Source organism: Deltaproteobacteria bacterium (assembly GCA_020848745.1).
Lineage (GTDB): Bacteria > Desulfobacterota > Binatia > UTPRO1 > UTPRO1 > UTPRO1.
This window is the reverse complement of sequence record JADLHM010000046.1, coordinates 53,010-73,715: the sequence shown is the minus strand read 5'-3', so window position 1 is coordinate 73,715 and position 20,706 is coordinate 53,010. Positions and strand designations below refer to the sequence as shown.

Annotated in this window: 23 protein-coding genes and 2 tRNA genes; 8 read left to right on the top strand and 17 right to left on the bottom strand. The window is 66.3% G+C overall.

Annotated elements, in window-relative coordinates; genetic code table 11:
- Positions 1 to 21 precede the first annotated feature (21 nt).
- From IT293_06135 to IT293_06115, 5 genes are all read left to right on the top strand, one after another.
- The gene (locus IT293_06135) at positions 22 to 366 is read left to right on the top strand and encodes a hypothetical protein (GenBank protein ID MCC6764224.1); all 345 of its coding nucleotides are present in this window, start codon (positions 22 to 24) and stop codon (positions 364 to 366) included.
- Between the two features lie 448 nt (positions 367 to 814).
- Complete coding sequence (locus IT293_06130; protein MCC6764223.1) at positions 815 to 2,617, top strand: hypothetical protein; 1,803 nt, start codon at positions 815 to 817, stop codon at positions 2,615 to 2,617.
- 16 nt (positions 2,618 to 2,633) lie between these two features.
- Positions 2,634 to 4,013 carry a sigma-54-dependent Fis family transcriptional regulator gene (locus tag IT293_06125; protein ID MCC6764222.1) on the top strand — a complete coding sequence of 460 codons (1,380 nt, stop codon included), beginning with the start codon at positions 2,634 to 2,636 and terminating at the stop codon, positions 4,011 to 4,013.
- Between the two features lie 228 nt (positions 4,014 to 4,241).
- The gene (locus tag IT293_06120) at positions 4,242 to 5,381 is read left to right on the top strand and encodes a response regulator (GenBank protein MCC6764221.1); all 1,140 of its coding nucleotides are present in this window, start codon (positions 4,242 to 4,244) and stop codon (positions 5,379 to 5,381) included.
- Positions 5,378 to 6,061, top strand: a complete 684-nt coding sequence (locus IT293_06115; GenBank protein MCC6764220.1) for a hypothetical protein — start codon at positions 5,378 to 5,380, stop codon at positions 6,059 to 6,061. The genes IT293_06120 and IT293_06115 overlap by 4 nt, the downstream gene beginning before the upstream one ends.
- 39 nt (positions 6,062 to 6,100) lie before the next feature.
- Here the strand turns inward: IT293_06115 and moeB are convergent, their stop codons facing one another.
- The 12 genes from moeB to ispE all read right to left on the bottom strand — a co-directional run bounded on the left by moeB (position 6,101) and on the right by ispE (position 13,620).
- On the bottom strand, positions 6,101 to 7,300 hold the full coding sequence (gene moeB / locus IT293_06110; protein MCC6764219.1) for a molybdopterin-synthase adenylyltransferase MoeB: 1,200 nt from the start codon (positions 7,298 to 7,300) through the stop codon (positions 6,101 to 6,103).
- Between the two features lie 108 nt (positions 7,301 to 7,408).
- Positions 7,409 to 7,633: a hypothetical protein gene (locus IT293_06105; GenBank protein ID MCC6764218.1), complete on the bottom strand. Its 225-nt coding sequence runs from the start codon at positions 7,631 to 7,633 to the stop codon at positions 7,409 to 7,411.
- Between the two features lies 1 nt (position 7,634).
- Positions 7,635 to 8,279, bottom strand: a complete 645-nt coding sequence (locus IT293_06100; GenBank protein ID MCC6764217.1) for an LON peptidase substrate-binding domain-containing protein — start codon at positions 8,277 to 8,279, stop codon at positions 7,635 to 7,637.
- A 112-nt stretch (positions 8,280 to 8,391) separates the two neighbouring features.
- The gene (locus IT293_06095) at positions 8,392 to 8,928 is read right to left on the bottom strand and encodes an NUDIX hydrolase (GenBank protein MCC6764216.1); all 537 of its coding nucleotides are present in this window, start codon (positions 8,926 to 8,928) and stop codon (positions 8,392 to 8,394) included.
- A 100-nt stretch (positions 8,929 to 9,028) separates the two neighbouring features.
- Positions 9,029 to 9,478, bottom strand: coding sequence for a 50S ribosomal protein L9 (locus IT293_06090; GenBank protein MCC6764215.1), 450 nt, complete (start codon positions 9,476 to 9,478; stop codon positions 9,029 to 9,031).
- A gap of 8 nt (positions 9,479 to 9,486) precedes the next feature.
- Complete coding sequence (locus IT293_06085) at positions 9,487 to 9,783, bottom strand: 30S ribosomal protein S18 (GenBank protein MCC6764214.1); 297 nt, start codon at positions 9,781 to 9,783, stop codon at positions 9,487 to 9,489.
- Between the two features lie 27 nt (positions 9,784 to 9,810).
- The gene (rpsF, locus tag IT293_06080; protein ID MCC6764213.1) at positions 9,811 to 10,233 is read right to left on the bottom strand and encodes a 30S ribosomal protein S6; all 423 of its coding nucleotides are present in this window, start codon (positions 10,231 to 10,233) and stop codon (positions 9,811 to 9,813) included.
- Between the two features lie 56 nt (positions 10,234 to 10,289).
- Positions 10,290 to 10,865 (bottom strand): aminoacyl-tRNA hydrolase, encoded by a 576-nt coding sequence (locus IT293_06075; protein ID MCC6764212.1) that lies wholly within the window; start codon positions 10,863 to 10,865, stop codon positions 10,290 to 10,292.
- 38 nt (positions 10,866 to 10,903) lie between these two features.
- Positions 10,904 to 11,563 (bottom strand): 50S ribosomal protein L25, encoded by a 660-nt coding sequence (locus IT293_06070; GenBank protein ID MCC6764211.1) that lies wholly within the window; start codon positions 11,561 to 11,563, stop codon positions 10,904 to 10,906.
- A 20-nt stretch (positions 11,564 to 11,583) separates the two neighbouring features.
- Positions 11,584 to 12,543 carry a ribose-phosphate pyrophosphokinase gene (locus IT293_06065; GenBank protein ID MCC6764210.1) on the bottom strand — a complete coding sequence of 320 codons (960 nt, stop codon included), beginning with the start codon at positions 12,541 to 12,543 and terminating at the stop codon, positions 11,584 to 11,586.
- A 35-nt stretch (positions 12,544 to 12,578) separates the two neighbouring features.
- Positions 12,579 to 12,650, bottom strand: a tRNA-Gln gene (locus IT293_06060).
- Positions 12,651 to 12,738: 88 nt separating this feature from the next.
- A complete protein-coding gene (ispE, locus tag IT293_06055) occupies positions 12,739 to 13,620 on the bottom strand; it encodes a 4-(cytidine 5'-diphospho)-2-C-methyl-D-erythritol kinase (GenBank protein MCC6764209.1) in 882 nt (293 codons plus the stop codon).
- A gap of 81 nt (positions 13,621 to 13,701) precedes the next feature.
- Between ispE and IT293_06050 the strand changes: the two genes are divergently transcribed.
- The 3 genes from IT293_06050 (at position 13,702) to IT293_06040 (ending at position 15,392) form a co-directional block, all read left to right on the top strand.
- Complete coding sequence (locus IT293_06050; GenBank protein MCC6764208.1) at positions 13,702 to 14,517, top strand: inositol monophosphatase; 816 nt, start codon at positions 13,702 to 13,704, stop codon at positions 14,515 to 14,517.
- A complete protein-coding gene (locus tag IT293_06045) occupies positions 14,517 to 15,272 on the top strand; it encodes a ZIP family metal transporter (GenBank protein MCC6764207.1) in 756 nt (251 codons plus the stop codon). The genes IT293_06050 and IT293_06045 overlap by 1 nt, the downstream gene beginning before the upstream one ends.
- Before the next feature lie 48 nt (positions 15,273 to 15,320).
- Positions 15,321 to 15,392: transfer RNA gene (locus IT293_06040), tRNA-Arg, on the top strand.
- A 273-nt stretch (positions 15,393 to 15,665) separates the two neighbouring features.
- Here IT293_06040 and IT293_06035 read toward each other — a convergent pair.
- The 5 genes from IT293_06035 to tgt form a co-directional block, all read right to left on the bottom strand.
- Positions 15,666 to 16,337: a class I SAM-dependent methyltransferase gene (locus IT293_06035; protein MCC6764206.1), complete on the bottom strand. Its 672-nt coding sequence runs from the start codon at positions 16,335 to 16,337 to the stop codon at positions 15,666 to 15,668.
- 57 nt (positions 16,338 to 16,394) lie between these two features.
- Positions 16,395 to 16,586, bottom strand: coding sequence for a helix-turn-helix domain-containing protein (locus tag IT293_06030; GenBank protein MCC6764205.1), 192 nt, complete (start codon positions 16,584 to 16,586; stop codon positions 16,395 to 16,397).
- Between the two features lie 138 nt (positions 16,587 to 16,724).
- Positions 16,725 to 18,299 carry a protein translocase subunit SecD gene (secD, locus tag IT293_06025; protein ID MCC6764204.1) on the bottom strand — a complete coding sequence of 525 codons (1,575 nt, stop codon included), beginning with the start codon at positions 18,297 to 18,299 and terminating at the stop codon, positions 16,725 to 16,727.
- Positions 18,296 to 18,637, bottom strand: a complete 342-nt coding sequence (gene yajC, locus IT293_06020) for a preprotein translocase subunit YajC (protein ID MCC6764203.1) — start codon at positions 18,635 to 18,637, stop codon at positions 18,296 to 18,298. Before yajC ends, secD begins: the two co-directional genes overlap by 4 nt.
- On the bottom strand, positions 18,625 to 20,187 hold the full coding sequence (gene tgt, locus IT293_06015; GenBank protein ID MCC6764202.1) for a tRNA guanosine(34) transglycosylase Tgt: 1,563 nt from the start codon (positions 20,185 to 20,187) through the stop codon (positions 18,625 to 18,627). The genes yajC and tgt overlap by 13 nt, the downstream gene beginning before the upstream one ends.
- Between the last annotated feature and the right edge of the window lie 519 nt (positions 20,188 to 20,706).

Sequence of the window (20,706 nt, the reverse complement as noted above, 5' to 3'; positions counted from 1 at the left end):
ACCCGATGTTAGCGCCTGCGCATGCAGCCGCGGCGCCTCTATCAGAGCCGCCTGTTGGTGCTTGCGATCACGTTGCTGGTGCTCGGCATCGGCAATGCGATCATCGGGAGTCAGAAGCTCGGCCAGTATCAAGCGATCGTCGCCGAAGGGCGGGCGCGCGGATACTTCCCCGATGCCGCCGCCTCGACCGACCGCATCCTGCGTCCACTCGACGACGAAGGAGAGCGCTACAACATCGGTCGCGCCAAGGTGGACCTCTATCACGTCGTGTTCAGCGGCGGTCTGGTGATGATGGCGGTCGGCGGCGTGCTGATCATCATCGGGTGGCTGCGTCTGCGGCTCGGCGAGAACGGGCGCGCAGCCTGAGGTCGGCGGACGATCCTCCGTCGGCGTCCGACAGCACGCGGCGGGATTTCCGACACGCCCTCCCCGGCCGTGGCAATGTCGACGGCGTGCGATCGCGCGTGTCGGCGTGGAACGGGCTTTGCTGATTCGAACTCCAGCAGTCGATCGACTGTGAAACCTCACCCGAACTCTGTGAGCGAGCACAGGGGCCCGGGGGAACGGACGTCGGCTCGTCAATGTGGGCGAGCCGGCGTTCGGGTGAGGCAAAAATCGTCCACTCACCCCGATTCACCTTGACAGTCCGCATTTTACGGACGTACAAAATCGTACAACAGTCGCGGTGCGAAGTGGTGGGTGGCGGTTCCGGTGAACGGCGCGGGTAGTCCGCGAGCGTCGGCGTCGCGTTTCTCGGCCGTTTGCGATCGGCGATCACCGATCGAACCCTCTCTTCTCCCGTGGGTGATCGCGCATGTCGACCGTACTCGTCATCGATCCGTCCACGAGCGTCCGAGAGACGCTACGGGTCGTACTCGGCCACGAGCACGAGGTGATCGTGAGCGCGATGCTGCCGGAGGGTCAGGCCGATCGCCCCCCCGACGTCGTCGTGCTGGGTCTGCCGCCGCCGCCGCGTGACGAGCGCGCCGTCGGCCGCGCCCTCGGACGGGACTTCCCCGGCGTGCCGTTGCTTCTGCTGCACGCGGTGCGGGACGTCGACGTACGCGCCGTCGTGCCGCCGCGCGTGCCGTTCGAGTGCCTCGCGAAGCCGTTCGACGCGTACGCAGTACGGGCTCGCGTCCGCGACCTCGTCGCCGCCCGGACGCGGGTCGCGTCCGAGGACGCGTCGTCCGGAGGCGCGCCTCGCGAGCTCGAGCCGTCCTTTCTCGGCTCCGACGCGGCGGCGATCGTACGTCGGGTGCTCGCGAGCCGTCTCGACGTCGTGCTCGTGCAGGGCGAGCCGGGGACGGGGGTCGGCGCGGTGGCGCGCGCGCTGCGTGTCGCCGGGAAATGGCCGGGACCGCTCGTGGTCGTGGATGGCGCGCGACTCGGTCGCGGGGAGCTCGCGGCGACGCTTCCGGATCCGAGAACCGCCGCGACGACGTACGTCGCGCATCTCGATCGCGCGTCGTGGGCGGTGCAGGCCGAGGCCGCCGACGTCGTCGACGAGATCCGCGCGGGGGCGCGGGACCTCCGCATGGTATGTGGCGCCGAGCGCGACCTGTGCGCGCTCGCCGCCGAGGGGACGTTCCTTCCCGAGCTCGCCTACGCGGTATCGGCCGTGCCGATCGTCCTGACGCCGCTCCGCGATCGCGCCGACGATCTTCCGAGCCTGGTCGAGGCGATCTCGCGACGGCTCGCGCCGCGGCTCGGTCTCGACGCGGTCGAGTATCGGCCGGCGGCGCTCGAGCGCCTGCGGCACTACCTCTGGTTCGGTAACGTCGCGGAGCTCGAGGCGGTGCTGACGCGGACCCTGGTGCTCCACCGACCCCGCGTCGTCGAGCCGGAGCAGCTGGTCTTTCTGCCGGAGGAGACCGCGCGTGCGTGGGCGCATCCCGTGACGTCCCCGCTTGCGTCCGCGGCGGTAGCGGCCTCTCCGGCGGTCGGGGTCGGCGGCATGGACCTCGAGGTCGTGCTCGGGGAGCTCGCGCACGAGCTCCGGAATCCCATGGTGACCATCAAGACCGTCGCGCAGCATTTCGACGGCATCGTGGCCGATCCGGAAGCGCGGCAGCGCTTCTCGGGGCTGATGGTGGATGCCGTCGGACGCATGGACGGCATCGTCGAGACGCTGCTCGAGTTCGCGCGCTTCCGGGCGCCGACGGCCGGCCCGACGGATGTCGGCGCGTTGCTCGACCGCGCGTTGGACGAGCAGCGCGACGTACTCGCCGAGCGTCACGTCGCGGTCGAGCGCAACGGCGCCGGGCCGGGGCCAGTCACGGCGGACGAGGCGCAAGTGCAGTTCGCCTTGCGGAGCCTGTGTCGGGGCTTGCTGCCGAGCCTCGTCGCCCACTCGACGCTCGCGGTCCACGGCCGCGAGGACGGGGCACTCGAGCTGTGCGTTCGCGCCGAGCCGTCGGTGGCGGCCCGGTTGTCGGCGTGGGTGGCGCCGCGGCCGAGGGAGACCGACGAGAACCCGCCGCTCGCCTGGGCGCTCGCGGCGGCATTGCTCGCCCGGAACGGAGGAATGCTCTCGGTGCGCCGAGGCGATGATCAAGCGACCGTGATTCGGATCGACTGGAGGCGCGCCGCGGAGGGCGACCTGGCGGTGAAGTGACGAGGACGGAGGAGTGATGGAAAAGCGAAAGGTGCTGATCGTCGACGACGAACCCGGAGTGCGCGAGTCGGTGCGGATGGTTCTGAAGGACCAATACGATGCCGTGCTCGCAAGCACCGGGGAGGAAGCGCTCGAGATGCTGCCGAACGTGCAGCCGGACCTCGTGCTCTTGGACGTCCTGATGCCGGGACTCGACGGTCTCGTGGTGCTGGAGCGGATCAAGGAGCAGGACCAGCGCGTGCCGGTCCTGATGTTGACCGCGACCAAGACCGTGAAGACTGCGGTGACGGCGATGAAGCTCGGCGCGTTCGACTATGTCACGAAACCCTTCGACGTCGAGGAACTCCTCATCATCGTCGAACGGGCGACCCGTGACGCTGCGCGAAACGCGGAGCTCGAGAATCTGCGGTGGGAGGTCGGCCGGCGCTACAGTCCGGACAACATCATCGGCAATTCGCCGCGCATGCGGAAGATCTTTCGGACGATCGGCATGGTCGCGCCGCTCAAGACGACGGTCCTGGTCACGGGGGAGAGCGGTACCGGCAAGGAGCTGATCGCCAAGGCGCTGCACTACCAGAGTCCCCGTGCGGACAAGGCGCTGGTGACGCTGAACTGCGCCGCCATTCCCGAGAACCTGCTCGAGAGCGAGCTCTTCGGGCACGAGCGCGGGTCGTTCACGGACGCCGTGACGAAGAAGCTCGGGCAGTTCGAGCTGGCCGATCAGGGCACGATATTCCTCGACGAGGTCGGCGAGCTCGCGCCCGCGCTGCAAGCGAAGCTGTTGCGCGTGATCGAGCAGGGAGAGTTCATGCGCGTCGGGGGCAAGCAGGCCATCCACGTCGACGTACGGATCATCGCCGCGACCAACCGCGACCTCGAGCAGGCCATGCGCGATGGTGGGTTCCGCTCGGATCTCTACTACCGGTTGAACGTCGTTTCGCTGCATCTGCCGCCGCTGCGTGAACGCCCCGAGGACCTGCCGCTGCTCATCAAGCACTTCATCGCCACGAAGTCCTCGCAGCTCGGGATTCGCGAGAAGCGTATCGGCCCCGAGGCCGTCGACGCCCTCCTCCGTTACCCGTGGCCGGGAAACGTGCGCGAGATCGAGAACGTCATCGAGCGGATCCTCGTTCTGTCGGACCACGAGCCGATCGGAATGGAGGACCTGCCCGAGCAAGTGCGAGTGGGCCGTGTGGAGACGTCGACGATCCAGCAACAAGTGCTGCGACAGGAGAAGACACTGACGGACGCGGTCGATGATTTCGAGCGGGAGATCATTCGCTCGGCGCTTCAGCATGTGGAGTTCAATCAGACGCGCGCCGCCGATCTACTCGGTACGACGCGCCGGATCCTGAAATACCGCATGGACAAGCTCGGCATTCAGTCGGACGACTGACGGATGGTGTCCGCGGCGATCTGGCGTCGCCGCGGAGCGGAGAGCGAGTGCGCATGCGGCTTGCGTACCCGCGCGCGTTCAATTTTGGACGCGCAAAGCCGGAGCCTGGTTGGAGCGGCGAGGACTCGGGTCGTCGCGTTGCATCGCGATCCCAATACTTTCCGGCGCTTCGGTCACACGTCCGCTCGCACCAGGTCGTGGCATGGATTCTGCTGCCTCCCATCCGACATGGCCTCTCAAGGGAACGTTCTGATCATCGAGGACGAGCCAGGTCCGGCGCTGGCTCTGAAGATGATCCTCAAGCCGTACTATCTGGTGTACAGCGCCGAGCGCGGCGAAGCGGCGCTGGAGATCCTCAAGACGACCCCCATCGACGTCGTGTCGCTCGATCTCCGGATGCCGGGTCTGTCGGGCATGCCCCTGCTCGCCAAGATCAAGGAGCACGATCCCGACATCGAGGTCATCGTCATCACCGGGTACGGTTCGCTCGAGACCGCCGTCGAGAGCATCAACCTGAAGGTCTTTTCCTACGTCGCGAAGCCTTTCGATGTGCTCGAGATCCTCGAGACGACGAAGCGCGCGATCCAGAAGCGCCGCAATCTGCAACGCCTCCGCCACATCAAGGAGGAGTTCTTCGCGAATCTCACACACGAGTTCCGCACCCCGTTGTCGGCGATCATGGGCTACAGCTCGATTCTCCTCGAGGAGCACGGCTCGACCCTGACGATGGACCAGCGTGAAGCGCTCGACCGCATCCAGATCAATTCCCACGAACTCCTGAGCTGCGTGGAGGGCATCTTCTTCCTGGCGGCGCTCGAGGCCGGCGAGATTCCGCTCACCGTCTGGAGCTTCGACGCCAAGACGATCCTGTCGCGCTTGAGCGGGCGCCACGGACCCGCGTTCGCGGACAAGAACGTTCGTCTCGAGGTCGGTGAGCTGGCGAGCCTGCCGATCCGGACCGACGAAGAGAAGCTGGCCAAGGTCATCGACATCCTCGTCCTGAACGGTTTGAAGTTCACCGAGGCCGGGAGCGTGTGCGTCGACGCGGCGTCGCTCCCCGACGGAGCGATCGAGATCCGGGTACGGGATACGGGCATCGGCATGCGGCCGGAGGAAGTGGCCGAGGTGCTCGAGGGATTCCGACAGGCGGATCCTACGGCGCGCAAGCGCTTCCGCGGCATCGGGCTCGGTCTCCGGCTGGTCACCCGGTTGGTGTCGGCGATCGGCGGGACGCTCGACGTGCAGAGCGCGCTCGGCGGCGGGACCGAGTTCGTGGTGATGATTCCGCCGCTCAACGAAAGCGCCTCGACCTCGGCCGAGGTGCCGATGCCGCGCGCCTCGGAGCCCAACGTGCAGCTGTCCGCATGAAGGCGGGCCATTTTCTCCACTGCCGGGATTGCGAGACGATCTTCCGGCCGTCGCCGTCCGATCGCGCGCCCGAGTATCGGATGACCCCGCGGGGGATACGGACGATCGCGCGCGACGACTGCATGGACTTCCTCACGCGCCACGCGCGGCACCACCTCGTGACGCTGCGGCCGATCGAGCCGGCCTTCCACACCGGGGCGCTCTGGGACGCGAGTGCTCCGACGTACTGGCAGGTTTCGGACGGTGATCGCACGGCGGTGGTCGAGGGAACGCGGAGCCAGCTCGGGAGTCCGCTGCGGTATCGGTTGCGGGCGGGTCGGGTCGTCGCGGAACGCGTCGCGGTCGAGGTCCCCGATGCGGAGATCCGCCGTCAGATCGACCGTGCGCTCTATCCGGGCGTCGCTCCCGAACGGAAGCTCGCGGCATTCTGCGAGGCCTTCAAGCGTGTGGCGTGGGATCTCGATCCCGCGCTGCTCGAGATCCTCTACGACGTGCCCGGCGATCCGACCATGTCCGTCGCGCGCCTCTCCGCCCCGGCGCTCACCGAGCTTCGGGACTGCGCCCGCCGGATCTTCGACCGTGCCGACAGCGCCAAGGTCGAAGCCATCTTCGCCGGCACCGAGGACGATCCGGCCGGATTCACCGTCCTGGTCCATCAGCGCGTCCGCGTCGAGGGTTGACGATCGCGCCTGCGGCCTGCAACGCCGTCGCCCGAGGGTTCAGGCGGCGGCGTGCGAGGTCGCCGCGGCACCCGGATTGCGGAGGCCGCAGAACTCTTCGTAGTCGATGAGCTCGGTGATCGTGCGGTGCTCTCCGCACATCGGGCACTCGGGATCGCGTGGAAGCCTGTTCACGCGGATCTCCATGCTGAGCGTGTCGAAGTGCACCATCCGACCGATGAGGGGTCGCCCCGCTCCGAGGATCAGCTTGATGGCTTCGAGCGCCTGCACGCAGCCGACGAGACCCGGCAAGACGCCGAGGACGCCGGCTTCGGCACAGCTCGGCGCTGCGCCCGGAGGGGGCGGCTCGGGATAGAGGCAGCGGTAGCACGGCCCCGAGCGCGGATCGAAGACCGACGCCATGCCTTCGAACTGGAAGATGCTGCCATGAACGTTGGGCTTCCCCAGCATGACACACGCGTCGTTGACGAGGTAGCGCGTCGGGAAGTTGTCGCAGCCATCCACGATGATGTCGTACTGCCGGAAGATGTCGAGGACGTTTTCGGAGCTCAGGCGTTCCTGGTGCGCGACGACGCGTACATCCGGGTTGAGTGCGCCGATGGCGATCTTCGCGGACTCGACCTTCGGCATCCCGATGCGGTCGTTGCTGTGGAGGATCTGCCGCTGCAGATTCGAGAGATCCACGACGTCGTGATCGATGATGCCGAGCGTCCCGACGCCGGCGGCGGCGAGGTACAATGCGGTCGGCGACCCGAGTCCACCGGCGCCGAGCAACAAGACCTTGGCGGCCAGGAGCTTCGCCTGCCCCGTTTCGCCGACCTCGGGAAGGAGGAAGTGACGGCTGTAGCGGCTCAGCTGCTCGGCGGAGAACTGGTGATCCTGGGCGAAGGGGATGCCCGCGTTCTTCCATGCCGTGAATCCACCCGTCATGGAGACGACGTTGGTGTAGCCCATTTCTTTGAGGGTGCGGGCGGCGATGAGCGAGCGCGTGCCGCCGGCACAGTACGCGATGATGGGTGTCGTCTTGTCCGGGACCGTCTCCTCGACACGTATCTCGAGGAAGCCTCTCGGCAGGGAGAGCGCTCCGGCGAGATGCCCGTCGCGGTACTCTTCCTTCTCTCGTACGTCGAGCAGCGTCGATCCGTCCGACTTCCCGATGCGCGCCTGGACGTCTTGGACGCTCACTTCGGGAACGAGCCGTCGCGCGTCCTCCATGATCTGCTTGTAAGTGGTTGCCATCGGGGCCCTCTCGTCGGGAATCTCTCGGGCGGGTCCGCACCGAGCGGGTCCCGCGTCAAGGATGATAGGTTAGCAAGGGTGCGGGGCCGAACCAACCGGCGAAGCCGGTCAGCCGCAGACGCCGTCGTAGAGGTCCGCCCGGTAGCGGAGCCAGGTTGCGACACCGCGCGCATAGCGGCGCGAAAACAGGAGCAGAAACGGATTCAGGCGAAACACGAGGGGGTGGCGACGCGAGAGGAAGAGTGGATCGCGCGTCCAACCGAGGAAGAATCGGAGTTTCTCGCCGTCGAGCGTTCTCAGGAGCCCGGCGCGGGCCAGCTCGAGAAAGATCATGTCAGTGCATGCGCCGCGCGGCGGCGTCGTTGGGCACCGTCGGGCCTGCATAGACGTGGAACTCGAGGACTTCGAGGAGTCGCTGGGTACGCTCGACACCCGCGGCTTCGAGAAGGCACTGTTTCTCGAGGGCACCGATGTCGAGCCAGAAGGCGAAGAAGTTGACGAGCGTCCGGTCGTCGAGCCGCGAGTCGCCGAGCAGTTCGCGGGCAACGTCGTCTCCCGACCGCTCGACGTAGCGCTCGATCATCCGCACCAGTCGGCCACGCAGGGTCGACGGGAGCGGTGTCACCGGATCGGGTTCTCGCCAGCTCACGGTTGCTTGCCGGTAGGCGCGCTCGCGTTGCTCGCTCACGATCGTGAACTCACGGATGCCGGCAAGCACGATGTTGAACTTGCCTTCGGGGAGCGGCGTTGTCTCGACGATCCGCCCGACGCATCCCGTGCGGTACGTTTCCGGGGCGCCGTCGTACTCCTCCTGCCAGGCTCCGCGGAGGAGGACCATCCCGATCAATCCGGACCCTGCGATCGCGTCGCGCACCATGGCGCAGTAGCGGGGTTCGAAGATGTGCAGCGGCAGGGGCACTTCCGGGAAGAGCACGACGTCCGGCAGGGGAAAGATCGGAATGAAGCCGGGCAATTGCATGGCGGGACGGTGATGCGGCCGAACACTACGGGCCGCGTCGGTGGGATGTCAAACCGGGTCGGCGATTGGCGTCGACGGTCCGTGGTCGGTCGCGCCGCCCGCGGTACGCCGTTTAGGGGTGACCGCGGCGGTGTTCGTCGTAGCGGAGCCCCGCCTGGACGAGCGCCGCGATCGTCTTCGCGTCGCGGATCTCGCCGCTTCGGATCATCTCGAGCGCCCTGCGCAGCGGTACCCGTTCGACGGCGTCGATGACTTCGTCGGCTTCGAGGCGTGCCGCGACCGTCGACAGCTCCGTCGCGACGAAGAGGTGGATGACCTCGTCGCAGAACCCCGGACAGGTGACGATGGATCCCATGTGCTCGAGCCGCTCGGCCCTGAGCCCGGCCTCCTCCTCCAACTCGCGCGCTGCGCAGGTCGCAGGAGCCTCGCCCGGCTCGAGCTTGCCGGCAGGTACCTCCCAGAGCCACCCGCCGACGGCGTGGCGATACTGGCGAAGGAGCGTGACGCATGCATCGCCGTCGAGCGTCGCTACTGCCGCTGCGCCTGGATGACGAACGATCTCGAGCGGGGTCACGTGGCCGTTCGGCAGCGCGACGTCCTCTATGGTGAGGTGGACGACGCGCCCGCGGAAAACGCTGCGCGCCGCCATCAGCCGGACGCAACGGCGAGGCTTGGGGCTTGCCGCTGGACATGCCGATTCACCGCGAGCACAGGACGGGGATAACCGGATTCCCGGCGCCGCGCGCCGTTCAGCCTGCGAGCGCTGTGACCTCGACCTTGAGGGTGGCTTTCGTATCCGGCCCGACGTGCACGACCACGTCGTGCGTACCGAGATTCTTGAGCGGTTCGTCGAGGAGGATGCGTCGACGGTCGATCGAGAAGCCTTGCTGCTCCAGTTGGCGATGGATGTCCTGGTTGGTCACCGAGCCGAACAGCTTGCCGTCTTCGCCTGCGCGGACTTCGAACGCGAGCTTCACGCCGGCGAGCTTCTCGGCCACGGCGGCCGCGGACTTCTGCTCGCGGAGGCGCTTGTCGGCGATGATGCGCTTCTGATGCTCGAGCTCGTGCAGATTGCGAACGTTTGCCTCGACGGCCAGCCCACGCGGCAGCAGGTAGTTGCGGGCATACCCGGGCTTCACCTTCACGACGTCGCCAATCGTCCCGAGGTTCGAAAGCTCTTCGCGGAGAATGACTTGCACAGTGCCCCCTACATGACCGCCGCGAACGGCAACAGCGCAATGCTGCGTGCCTGCTTGATCGCGGTCGTCAGGCGCCGCTGATGCCGGGCGCAGTTGCCGGTGATGCGACTCGGAATGATCTTGCCGCGATCCGTGATGAAATTGCCGAGGACGCGCGTGTCCTTGTAGTCGATGCGCAGGCCCTTCTCGGCGCAGAAGCGGCAGACCTTGCGACGACCGGGCCGCCGTCCGCGGGGACCGCGATCGTCTCGTCCACGCGGGCGACCGCGTGTGCCCCCGCTCTTTCCACCAGCTCGTCCAGGCATGGCTCGATTACCTTCCGTGTCGATGGGTCATTCGACGTCGCCCGCCTCGGCTCCCACCGGGGCCAGCTCGTCGTCGGATTGCAGCGTGTCGTCGAGGTTGGCAGCGCTCTCGGCCTCGCGCTGCGGCGGGACCACAGGCGGTGAGTCTTCGTCTTGGCGAATCGAGACGAATCGCAAGACTACATCGGAAAGCTTGAGGGTCCGCTCGAGCTCCGCGACGGCGGCGGCCGGCCCCGTGTACTCTGCGAGGAGGTAGTAGCCGCGGCGCTCTTTCTGGATCGCGTACGCGAGCTCGCGAAGCCCCCAGTCGTGAATGCCAGCGACGACGGCTCCGTGCGTTTCGAGAAGTTTACGGACCCGCTCGGCCTGCTCCTTGACCCCTGCTTCCAGCAGGTCGGTTCGCAGCACGATCATGCTCTCGTATCGTCGTGTTCGGCGCTCGTCGCTCACCCTACCTCCTCTATGGAACCCGGCTTTCTAGCGGAACGTTGCGTGGATTGCCAGCCTCAGGCGTGTGTCGCATCGCGGCGGTTGACGCGATTCATCGTCGCGTCGAGGCCGTCGGCGATCCACGATTCGACGGCGTCCGCCGCCCGGCCGACAGCGTCATGGATGGTCGCGGATTCGTTGGCTTCGAAGGGCTCGAGGACGAAGCCGACCGGATCGGCTCCTCCCGGGGGCCGACCGATCCCGATCCGAAGCCGGGGGAATCCCTTGCCGAGCACGCTGATCAGCGAGGCCATCCCGTTGTGTCCGCCGGCGCTCCCCTCCCCCCGCAGCCGCACCTTCCCGGGGGGGAGGTCGAGATCATCGTACACCGCGAGAATGTCGGCGGGATCGAGCCGGTACAGCCGACGGAGCTTCGCGACGGCCTCGCCGCTCGCGTTCATGAACGTCTGCGGCTTCGCGAGCGCCACGCGCTCGCCGCGCACCTCGCCCGTTCCGAGCTCGGCCTCGTGGCGGTGTCCTCCGACACCGATGCGCCAGCGCTCCGCCAGCGCGTCGATCACCATGAACCCCACGTTGTGGCGAGTGCGACGGTAACGTGCCCCCGGATTCCCGAGGCCAACGACGAGCTTCATGCGCTACCGCGCGTACGATGATCCGGCAAAATGTTCGATCAAGACTTACCGGATTCCTTCGTCTCTTTCGCTTCGGGCGGTGTCGCAGCGGCGGCGCTCTCACCCTCGCCTTCGGTGGTGGCCGTCTTCACTTCCTCGACGGTCGGCGGCAGCACGGTCACGACCGCTTCGTTGGCGTCGAACACCGCCGTGACGTTCGGCGGCATCGTGACGTCCGCGTAGTGCACGGCGTCGTGGATGTCGAGAGCCGTTACGTCGACCTCGATGAACTGCGGGATGTCGGTCGGCAGGCACTCGACCTCTATCTCGCGTATGACCGGCTGCAAGATGCCGCCTTCGGCCACGCCTCTGGCGCGGCCGACGAAGTGCAGCGGCACCGTCACCTTCAGGCGCTGCGTCAGATCGACCTCATAGAAATCTACATGGAGGATGCCGCTGGTCACGGGGTGATGCTGGACCTCGCGGACGAGAGCGACCCGCTGCTGGAGATCGCTCGAGGCCGACTGGAATCGGATGAGATGCGATCCCTCGAGATTGGCGACGTGTGCCGCGAAGTCCTTGCGGTCGACGGCGATCGGCATGGCGTCGCTCTTCGGGCCGTAGAATACGGCGGGAACCTTGCCGGAACGCCGCAGGCGTCGTGCCGCGCCCTTGCCGCGATCGCTGCGTGCCTCGACATTGAGGATGATCTCTTCCATGACTGACCTCCGGTGCGCCTTCAGATGAAGAGCGAGCTGATGGATTCTTCGTTGTGGATGCGACGGATGGCTTCGCCGATCAGGTGGGCGACCGACAGGACGGTGATGTTCGGCAGCGCGCGCGCCTCCTCGCGTAGCGGAATCGTGTCGGTGACGACGAGCCGCTTCAGGGACGATCCGCGAAGGCGTTCGAGCGCCCGCCCGGAGAGCACGGCGTGCGTGCAGCACGCGATGACTTCCTGCGCGCCGGCGGCGCGAATGGCGTCGGCGGCGGCCACGATCGTTCCGGCGGTATCGATGATGTCGTCGATGATGACGGCGATGCGACCCGTGACGTCACCGATGATCTTCATCTCGGCGACCTCGTTCGCGGCGACGCGGCGCTTGTCGATGATCGCCAGGTTGGCATTCAAGCGCTTTGCGAATGCGCGCGCCCGTTCGACGCCGCCCGCGTCCGGGGAAACGACCGTGAGAGCTTCGCCGTCCTGGACCTGTTGGCGAATGTAGGCGAGCAGGACGGGCGTGGCGTAGACGTTGTCGACGGGGATGTTGAAGAAGCCTTGGATCTGCCCCGCATGAAGATCCATCGTGAGCACGCGCGCCGCACCGGCCGTCGTCATCAAGTCAGCGACGAGCTTCGCGCTGATCGGGACGCGCGGCGACACTTTGCGATCTTGGCGCGCGTAGCCGTAGTACGGAACCACGGCGGTGATGCGTCCGGCCGATGCCCGCTTCAGCGCGTCGAGGGTCAGGAGCAGCTCCATCAGGTGGTTGTTCGCGGGCGGGCACGTCGACTGCACGACGAATACGTCGCCGCCGCGCACGTTCTCGGTGATCTCGACCTGCGTTTCCCCGTCGCTGAAGGTTCCCACCTCTGCGTTGGCGAGATCGGTGCTGAGATAGTGCGCGATCTCGCGGGCCAGCTTCGGGTTCGAGCTGCCGGTGAATATGATCACTTCGTCCTTTGCGCGCAGTGCCATTCAGCGTCCTTCGCTGCGTGGTGGATCCTCGATAGCTGGGCGGGAAGGATTCGAACCTTCGTATACCGGATCCAAAGACCGGGGCCTTACCGCTTGGCGACCGCCCATCGACGTTTTCGTTGTGTCGTCCCGCCGCTCCATCGTGGCGCGGACGGGGCGGAAAGCCGCAAATGATAGGCGTAACCTCTGGATTGGTCAACCGATCGACGGCCGCATCGAGGAGAGAATACGGGTGTGGTGCACGGTCATGCTGGGATGGGCTGCGGCGAACGCGTCGCAGACGGCGCGTGCCGAGACCCCTGGGGGGCACCATCCGACCACGGCGGCGCCGCTTCCGGACATCACGGCCGTCGCCGCACCCGCCGCGACCAACCCACGCTTCGCCGCGGCAATCTCGGGGTAGGCTTCGAGAACGACCGCCTCGAGGTCGTTCCGCATCAGTGCCGGGTCGAGGACGGCGCTCGCCGCCATCCGAGCGGGTTCCTCCGGGCTGGATGCGTACCCGGCCGCGTAGTTGCGAAAGGCCCATGCCGTCGAGACGGCCACCGGCGCGATCGCAACCACCAACTCGTGTTCCGGCCAGCCGGGGATCGGGTCGATGTGCTCTCCGATTCCCCGTACCCGGGCGCAGCCTCCGGTGAGGAAGAACGGGACGTCGGCGCCGAGTGGTAACGCGAGCGACGCGAGCTCGCGATGCGAGAGATCGAGACCGAGCATCTCGGCGAGCGCCACGAGGACGGTGGCCGCGTTGCTGCTCCCTCCGCCGAGTCCCGCGCCCGGGGGGATGCGCTTCTCGATGAGGATGTCCACCCGGGCCGAGATCCCGCAATGTCGGAGGAGGCTGCGCGCAGCTCGTCCCGCGATGTTGGTCTCGTCCCTCGGGACCCCCGCATAGTCGCAGGCGATCGAGACGTGCGTCGCGCCGGTCGTGCGAACGGCCGAAATTTCCACGCGATCGCTCAAATCGATGCCGGCGAAGATCGAATCGAGGAGGTGGTAACCGTCGGCGCGACGTCCGACGATGCGCAGGCAGAGATTCACCTTGGCGGGTGCGGTGCGCGTGATCGTGTTGAGCACGAGTCGTCCGTGATCTTCGCGAGCGGCCGCGTATCGTTTCACCTTGATCTGCCATGGTCAATGTGAGACAAGCTCGCGCGCATGGAGCCGTTCGAGCGCGTCGCCCGCGCGGCGGTCGACGAGGCGGGTGCGACGCTGCTCGGAACGTGGCGCGAAGCCAAGGCGATCCACCGCAAAGGTGTGGTCGACCTCGTGACGGAGACGGATCAGGCGATCGAAGGCGCGATGGTCGCGCGCTTGTCGTCGGCCTTTCCCGATCATCTCGTGATCGCGGAGGAGTCGTCATCCGGCGAAGTGCGGCGGCCGTCGCGCGATCGATACGTGTGGTATCTCGATCCCCTCGACGGGACGACCAACTTCGCGCATGCCTATCCCCATTTCGCGATCTCGCTGGCATTGGCGCTCGGCGAGCACCTCGTGCTCGGCCTCGTGCACGACGCCATTCGCGGGGAGACGTTCGTCGCCAGAGAAGGCGCGGGTGCGACGCTCAACGATGTGCCGATCGGTGTGTCGTCGATCGGCGCGCTGGATGACGCGCTCGTCGCGACCGGATTCCCGTACGATCGACGGGAGAACCTCTCCGGCTACCTTGGATACTTCGCCGACATGGTTCGGCGCAGCCAGGGCGTGCGCCGCAGCGGTTCCGCGGCGCTCGACCTCTGCTATGTCGCCTGCGGGCGACTGGACGGATTCTGGGAGTGGAAGCTCCGTCCGTGGGATACCGCGGCGGGGGTGCTGATCGTTCGAGAGGCCGGCGGCACGGTCACGGACTTCCGCGGCAACGACTTCGACGTGTTCGGACAGCAGACGCTCGCGAGCAACGGGCGGCTACACGCCCAGATGGTCGCGACGTTGAGCGCACGGCTGGACGCGAGTCCGGCGGGGACGTCGACGTGATGCCCGACCCGACGACGGCGGTCTCGCTCTGGGTCACGCTGCCGTTCATCGTCGTCACGGCGGTCGCGACGGCCGTCGGCGGCATGATCGTGACTGTCAGGCGGCAATGGAATGCGGCGCTCTTGAACTACTTCGTCGCGCTCGGAGGCGGATTCATGCTGGCCGCCGTCGTTCTCGAGATGCTGCCAGTGAGCGCCGGGATGACGCCGCATGCTCCGATGCTGGTGCTCGTCGGCTATCTCATGATCCATCTCGTCGAGCACACGGCGGTCCGGCATTTCCATTTCGGGGAAGAGACTCATCCCGAGCACATCGGGGTCGGAGTCGGCCCGTCGGCGCTGCTCGGCTTGTCGATCCACAGTTTCTTCGACGGCATCTCGATCGCCTCGGGGTTCGTCATCAGCCCGAGGCTCGGTCTCCTGCTCTTCATCGCGATCGCGCTGCACAAGGCACCCGAGGGGTTCACGATCGCGTCGATCATGCTCGCCGGCGGACACTCGCGTCGGACGGCTCTCCTCTCCTCGGTCGCGGTAGGCGCGGCCAGCGTGGTCGGCGCGATGGCCATGTATCCGCTCCAGGGCCTCGTCGGCGAGGGCCTCGCGATCTCCGCGGGGGTGACGATCTACGTGGCCGCCTCCGACCTGATCCCTGAGGTGAACCGGAGCGAGGACAGCCGGGTGGCCGTGATGGTGTTCGTCGGCGTGCTGTTGTACTACGTCACCGAATCGCTCATCGAAGGAGCAGGCCTGGGCTGACCACTTCGTTGACCCCCCGTGGGGCCCGTGGTACCCAGCGGACCCTCTGCCCCCGTAGTGAAAAGGACATCACGAGGGTCTCCGGAACCCTAAGTCCCAGTTCGATTCTGGGCGGGGGCATTCTTTGCCACGCCGTCGTCGGTCGGGAAGTTATCCACACTGTCGAGTGGGTCATCCCGACGACCTCTCCTCGAGTGCGTCAGATTGGATCACGGCAAATGATCGATCGTGAAGAATCATGGATTTTTGATTGTAGATCCAATGGTTTATGGAAGATTTGGGTGCTGATCATCGGATCTTGCGATCAGCATGCGGGCTGCAGTCGGCAAGTGCGCGATTAATCATCCGATCCGTAACCCACAGGTTATCCACAGTCGACGCGCTCCGGATGATTCAACCGGTCGCGCGCATCTCCTTCTGGTTTCGCGCGATTACGACGGTGAAAAGAGAGCGTGGCGAAGTCTTGAATTGTCGCTCGATGGCCACGGGGGCGCCGTTGAACATGTCGACCAGTCGGAGGGTCGTCCGCCAGCCGAGTTTGCGTGTGACGGGGTCGGCCATTTCCACCAACGACCCGATGATGGGCCGTTCGCTGCGGAAATGGTTGATGATCACCAACGTCCCGTTCGGACGCAACACGCGACGCGCTTCGTCGAGGAGCTTGGTCGCGTCGGGAACGACGCTCACGACGTGGAACGCCATGATGTAGTCGAAGCTGTCGTCGGGGAAGCTCAGATCGAGTGCGTCCATCTGGCGGAGGCTGATGTGGTTCCAGCCACGCTCGCGGACCTTTTCTTCTGCTTGATCCAACATCTCCTGCGAGAGATCGATGCCGACCACGTCACAGTGGGAGGGATAGGCGCTAAGAGAGAGTCCGGTCCCCACCCCCACTTCGAGCACGCGAGCGCCGGGCTCGATGTGGAGAGACTTGATGACGCTTGCGATGCGAGGAAAGAAAATCCGTTGAAAGATCAGATCATAGAGGTGGGAGAATTCCGCGTAGATCTTGCTTCGCTGTGGGTCCGACGACGACCTACGCTCCGCCCCGTTGCGCTGACCCGCCATGCGCCCCCCTTGCGAACTCAAGACTCGACGGCAAACCGAGGTTGAAAGCCCGCGACGCTAAGCTGCGGTGGTGCCCCGTAGCTGCCGTTTGAACGACGCGATGTCACGCTTTCGGAAGCGCCATTGTCGCCCTTGTTTGAATGCCGGCAGGAGATGCTTGCGGGCGAACTCGTTGACCGTGTCGGGGCTGACGTCGAGTATCTGCGCTACCTCTTTGCTGTTCAGGTAGATGTCGTCCCGGTCGAGCATCGAGTACGTGCGCTCCAGTCGGATGAATGGTCGTGGCATACCACGGGCCGAAAAAAGAGGTCAAGCCGAACGGCCCTCCCGCCACCGTGCGGAGATCTCGAAAAGCTCAATCATATCAAGTTGATGGGTTTCGTTGCGTCAGATGCTGATCGTCTGCATGCGGCGGCGGCTCAACATGAAATCGTAGACGATTCGGGTGCAGACGACCGCCGTGAAAACGGAGGTGACGAGGCCGATGCAGAGCGTCACCGCGAAGCCTTTGACGGGTCCCGAGCCGAACTGGAAGAGGATGAGACCCGACAGGAACGTCGTGATGTTCGAGTCGAGAATTGCGGGAAGTGCCCGCTCGTAGCCGGCCTCGATCGCTGCCCGAACGGTCTTTCCGAGGCGGAGCTCCTCGCGGATGCGTTCGTTGATCAACACGTTCGCATCGACGGCCATGCCGAGCGTCAAGACGAGGCCGGCGATTCCCGGCAGGGTCACGGTCGCTTCGAGGGCCGCGAGCGCCGCGAGGATGAATACCACGTTCAGGAGCAGCGCGAGGTCGGCGAGGATCCCGGCGCCCTTGTAATAGACCAGCATGAAGATGATCACGAGCGCGCCACCGACTGCGAACGAGATCATTCCCTGCTGAATCGAGTCGCGTCCGAGCGTCGGGCCTACCGTGCGCTCCTCGGCGAGGGTGACGGGTGCGGGGAGCGCCCCCGCGCGAAGTACGATCGCAAGATCGCGTGCCTCGCGGAGATCGAAGTTGCCGGTGATGGAAGCTCGCCCCCCACCGATACGTTCGCGGATCACCGGAGCCGACTTCACCTTTCCGTCCAACACGATCGCGAGCTGTCGGTTCACGCTCGACGCCGTGATCTCCTCGAAGAGCTTCGCTCCACGGCTGTTGAGCACGAGCTCCACGTACGGGCCTTCCATCTGGGTTGAAGGTCGCACGCGCGCGTCGGCGATGACTTCGCCGGTCATCAGAGTCTTGCGTTCGAGGGTGTACGTGACTTTGCTGTTCATCTGGCCGGTCACGGGGTCACGTTCTTCGCCGGGAAGAACTTCGGTGCCGCTCGAGGGTTTGGCCGGATCGGCACTGCCCGCGACCAGCTTGAATTCCAGCACGGCGGTCTTGCCGATCAGATCCTTGGCACGTTGCGGGTCCTGGATACCGGGGAGCTGCACCAGGATCCCATCCGTACCGCTGCGTTGAATGACCGGCTCGCGTACGCCGAACTGATCGATGCGATTGCGGATCGTCTCGATGGACTGGTCTACGGCGAACTCGCGGATGCGGCGCTCTTCGCGGTCGTCGAAGCCGAGGACCGTGTCTCCCGGCTGGGCGGTCGGATCGGCGGCAGCCACGAGGATGGGAAACTGGTTCTTCAAGAGGTCGGAGAGCGCCGAGCTCTTGCTCGCGTCGCGGAGCTGGAGGTGGATCCGCTTGCCCGCCCGCTCGAGCTTGCTCGTCGCGACCTGCGCCTCCGTGAGCTCACGCTTGAGGTCCTCCATCGTCCCGTTGAGAGCCGTTTCGACGGCCTTGTCACCCTCGACCTGGAGGATCAGATGGATCCCGCCCTGTAAATCGAGACCGAGGCGCAGGGCTTCGCGGGGGAGCACGGACGGCCACCATGCCGGCACGGTGGTGAGCACGGGGAGGAGGTAGACGCCGCTCACCAACAGCAGGACGGCCACCAAGGCGACACGATATCCGAGCTTCATGCTTTCTCCTTGTCTTTCTCTTCAGTGCGAGCGCCGCGCAGCACTGTCGCCACCTGATCGCGATCCAGGCGGATGCGCACGTTCGGGGCGACCTCTACGGTGAGGATCTTGTCGGCGATCGCCTGAATGCGGCCGTGGATACCGCCGCTCGTGACCACGTCGTCTCCTCGCTTCAGATTCTGCACCATCGTTTCGTGCTCTTTGGCCCGCTTCTGCTGGGGCCGGATCATGAGGAAGTACAGGATCACGAACATGAGCGCGATCGGAAGTAGATTGACGAGCGTACTCGGACCCGCCGCCGGTCCTCCCGCACCCTGAGCCCAGGCTAAGCCGTCCATGTACCCTCCTCTGTCGCCGCCGATGGCGTCCATTCGCGCGACGCGGCGAATGCTCCGAATGTGTCGGTGGCGATGGCTTCTCGCATCCGTAGCATCAATCGTTGATAGTACGTGACGTTGTGCAGCGTGTTGAGCGTTACGGCGAGCGGTTCGCGTGCCATCAGGAGGTGGCGCAGGTACGCTCGACCGAAATGCCGGCACGAATAGCAGGTGCACGCCTCGTCGACGGGACGGGGGTCGGCGGCGTAACGGGCATGGCGGATCACCACCGGGCCAGCGCTCGTAAAGAGTGTGCCGTTTCGCGCCAGGCGTGTCGGCAGCACGCAATCGAAGAGGTCCACCCCGGCGGCCACGAGCCGTACGAGATCGGTCGGCGTTCCGGCGCCCATGAAGTAGCGCGGTTGATCGGCGGGTAGGTGCGGCGTCGTCGCAGCGGCGATGCGCCACGTATCGGGTCGCGGTTCGCCGACCGAGAGGCCACCGAGGGCATATCCGTCGAATCCGAGCCGGATCACCGCCCGGGCGCTCTGCTGCCGGAGGTCGAGGTGCGTACCGCCCTGCACGATGCCGAATACGGCCTGGTCGGCACGTGAACGCGCGGCCGCGGCACGCTCGGCCCAGCGCGCGGTGCGCTCCGTCGCCGCCGCCACAGTGCCCCGGTCGGCGTCGCCCGGCGGGCATTCGTCGAGGATCATCGCCACGTCACTGCCGAGACGCTCCTGGGCGCGCACGACTTCCTCGACCGTGAGCGCGTGCGTGCTCCCGTCGATGTGCGATCGGAAGGTCACCCCGTCGTCGCTGACGCGTGCCAGGGACGCCAGCGAGAAGATCTGATAGCCGCCGCTGTCCGTGAGGATGGGGCCGCTCCAGCCGCAGAAGCGGTGCAGTCCGCCCGCGGTCTCGATGACGTCGCATCCTGGTCGTAGCCAGAGATGGTACGCATTCGAGAGAATCATCTCCGCCCCGGTCTCGCGGATCTGCAGTGGGGTGAGCCCTTTGACGCTCCCGTGGGTCGCCACCGGCATGAACGCGGGTGTCTCGACGACGCCGTGGGCGAGCGTGAGGCGGCCACGGCGAGCGCGACTCGTCGCGTCCTCGTGAAGCAAGCGGAAGATGGTCACACGATCAACATGGCGTCGCCGTAGCTGTAGAAGCGATAGCCGGCCGCGGTGGCCGCCCGATACGCGGCCAGCGTGGTCTCGACGCCGGCAAAGGCCGCGACGAGCGCAAGGAGGCTCGAACGCGGCAAGTGGAAGTTGGTGAACAGGGCATCGACGGCCCGGAAGCGGAATCCGGGGCCGACGAGGAGCTTCGTCCGCCCGCTTCCCGGCTGCACGACGCCCTCGTCGTCCGCGGCGGTCTCCAGGGCACGCACCGAGGTCGTTCCGACGGCGACGATACGGCCGCCTCTGGCGCGGGCCTCGGTGATGGCGGAGGCGGTTTCTTCCGGGATGACGAAACGTTCCGACGGAACGTTGTGCTCCGCCAGGGATGCCGTACGGATGGGAAGGAACGTCGCGGGACCGACGACGAGCGTGAGGGGAGTGCATCCGACGCCGTGCCGGGCGAGATTGGCCACGAGGCGCGGCGTGAAATGCAAGCCCGCAGTGGGAGCGGCGATCGCGCCGGGGCTGCGAGCGAACATGGTCTGGTAGCGTTCGCGGTCGAGGGACGACGGGCCCTCCGGTCGGCGGATGTACGGGGGCAGCGGCAGCTCGCCCACACGGCGCAGGGTGGCGTCGACGTTGCCCTCGCAGCGCAAGCGAAGCGTGCGGTACGTGTCGTCCAACCGCTCACCCCACGTGCCGCTCAGTTGGTCGCCGAAGCGGATCGATTCACCGGCAGAGATTCGGCCGGCGCCGCGCGCCATGCACTTCCAGGTGGTGCCTTCGACGCGCTCGACGAGGAGCACCTCGATGGCGCCTCCGGTCGGCCGCGTGCCGTGGAGTCGGGCCGCCATCACCTCGGCGTCATTGATGACCAGAAGATCGCCGGGGTGCAGCCACTCCTCGAGCCGCTGCACGTGCGTGTCGGTGCGCGTGCCGGAGGAGCGCTCGACGACCAGCATC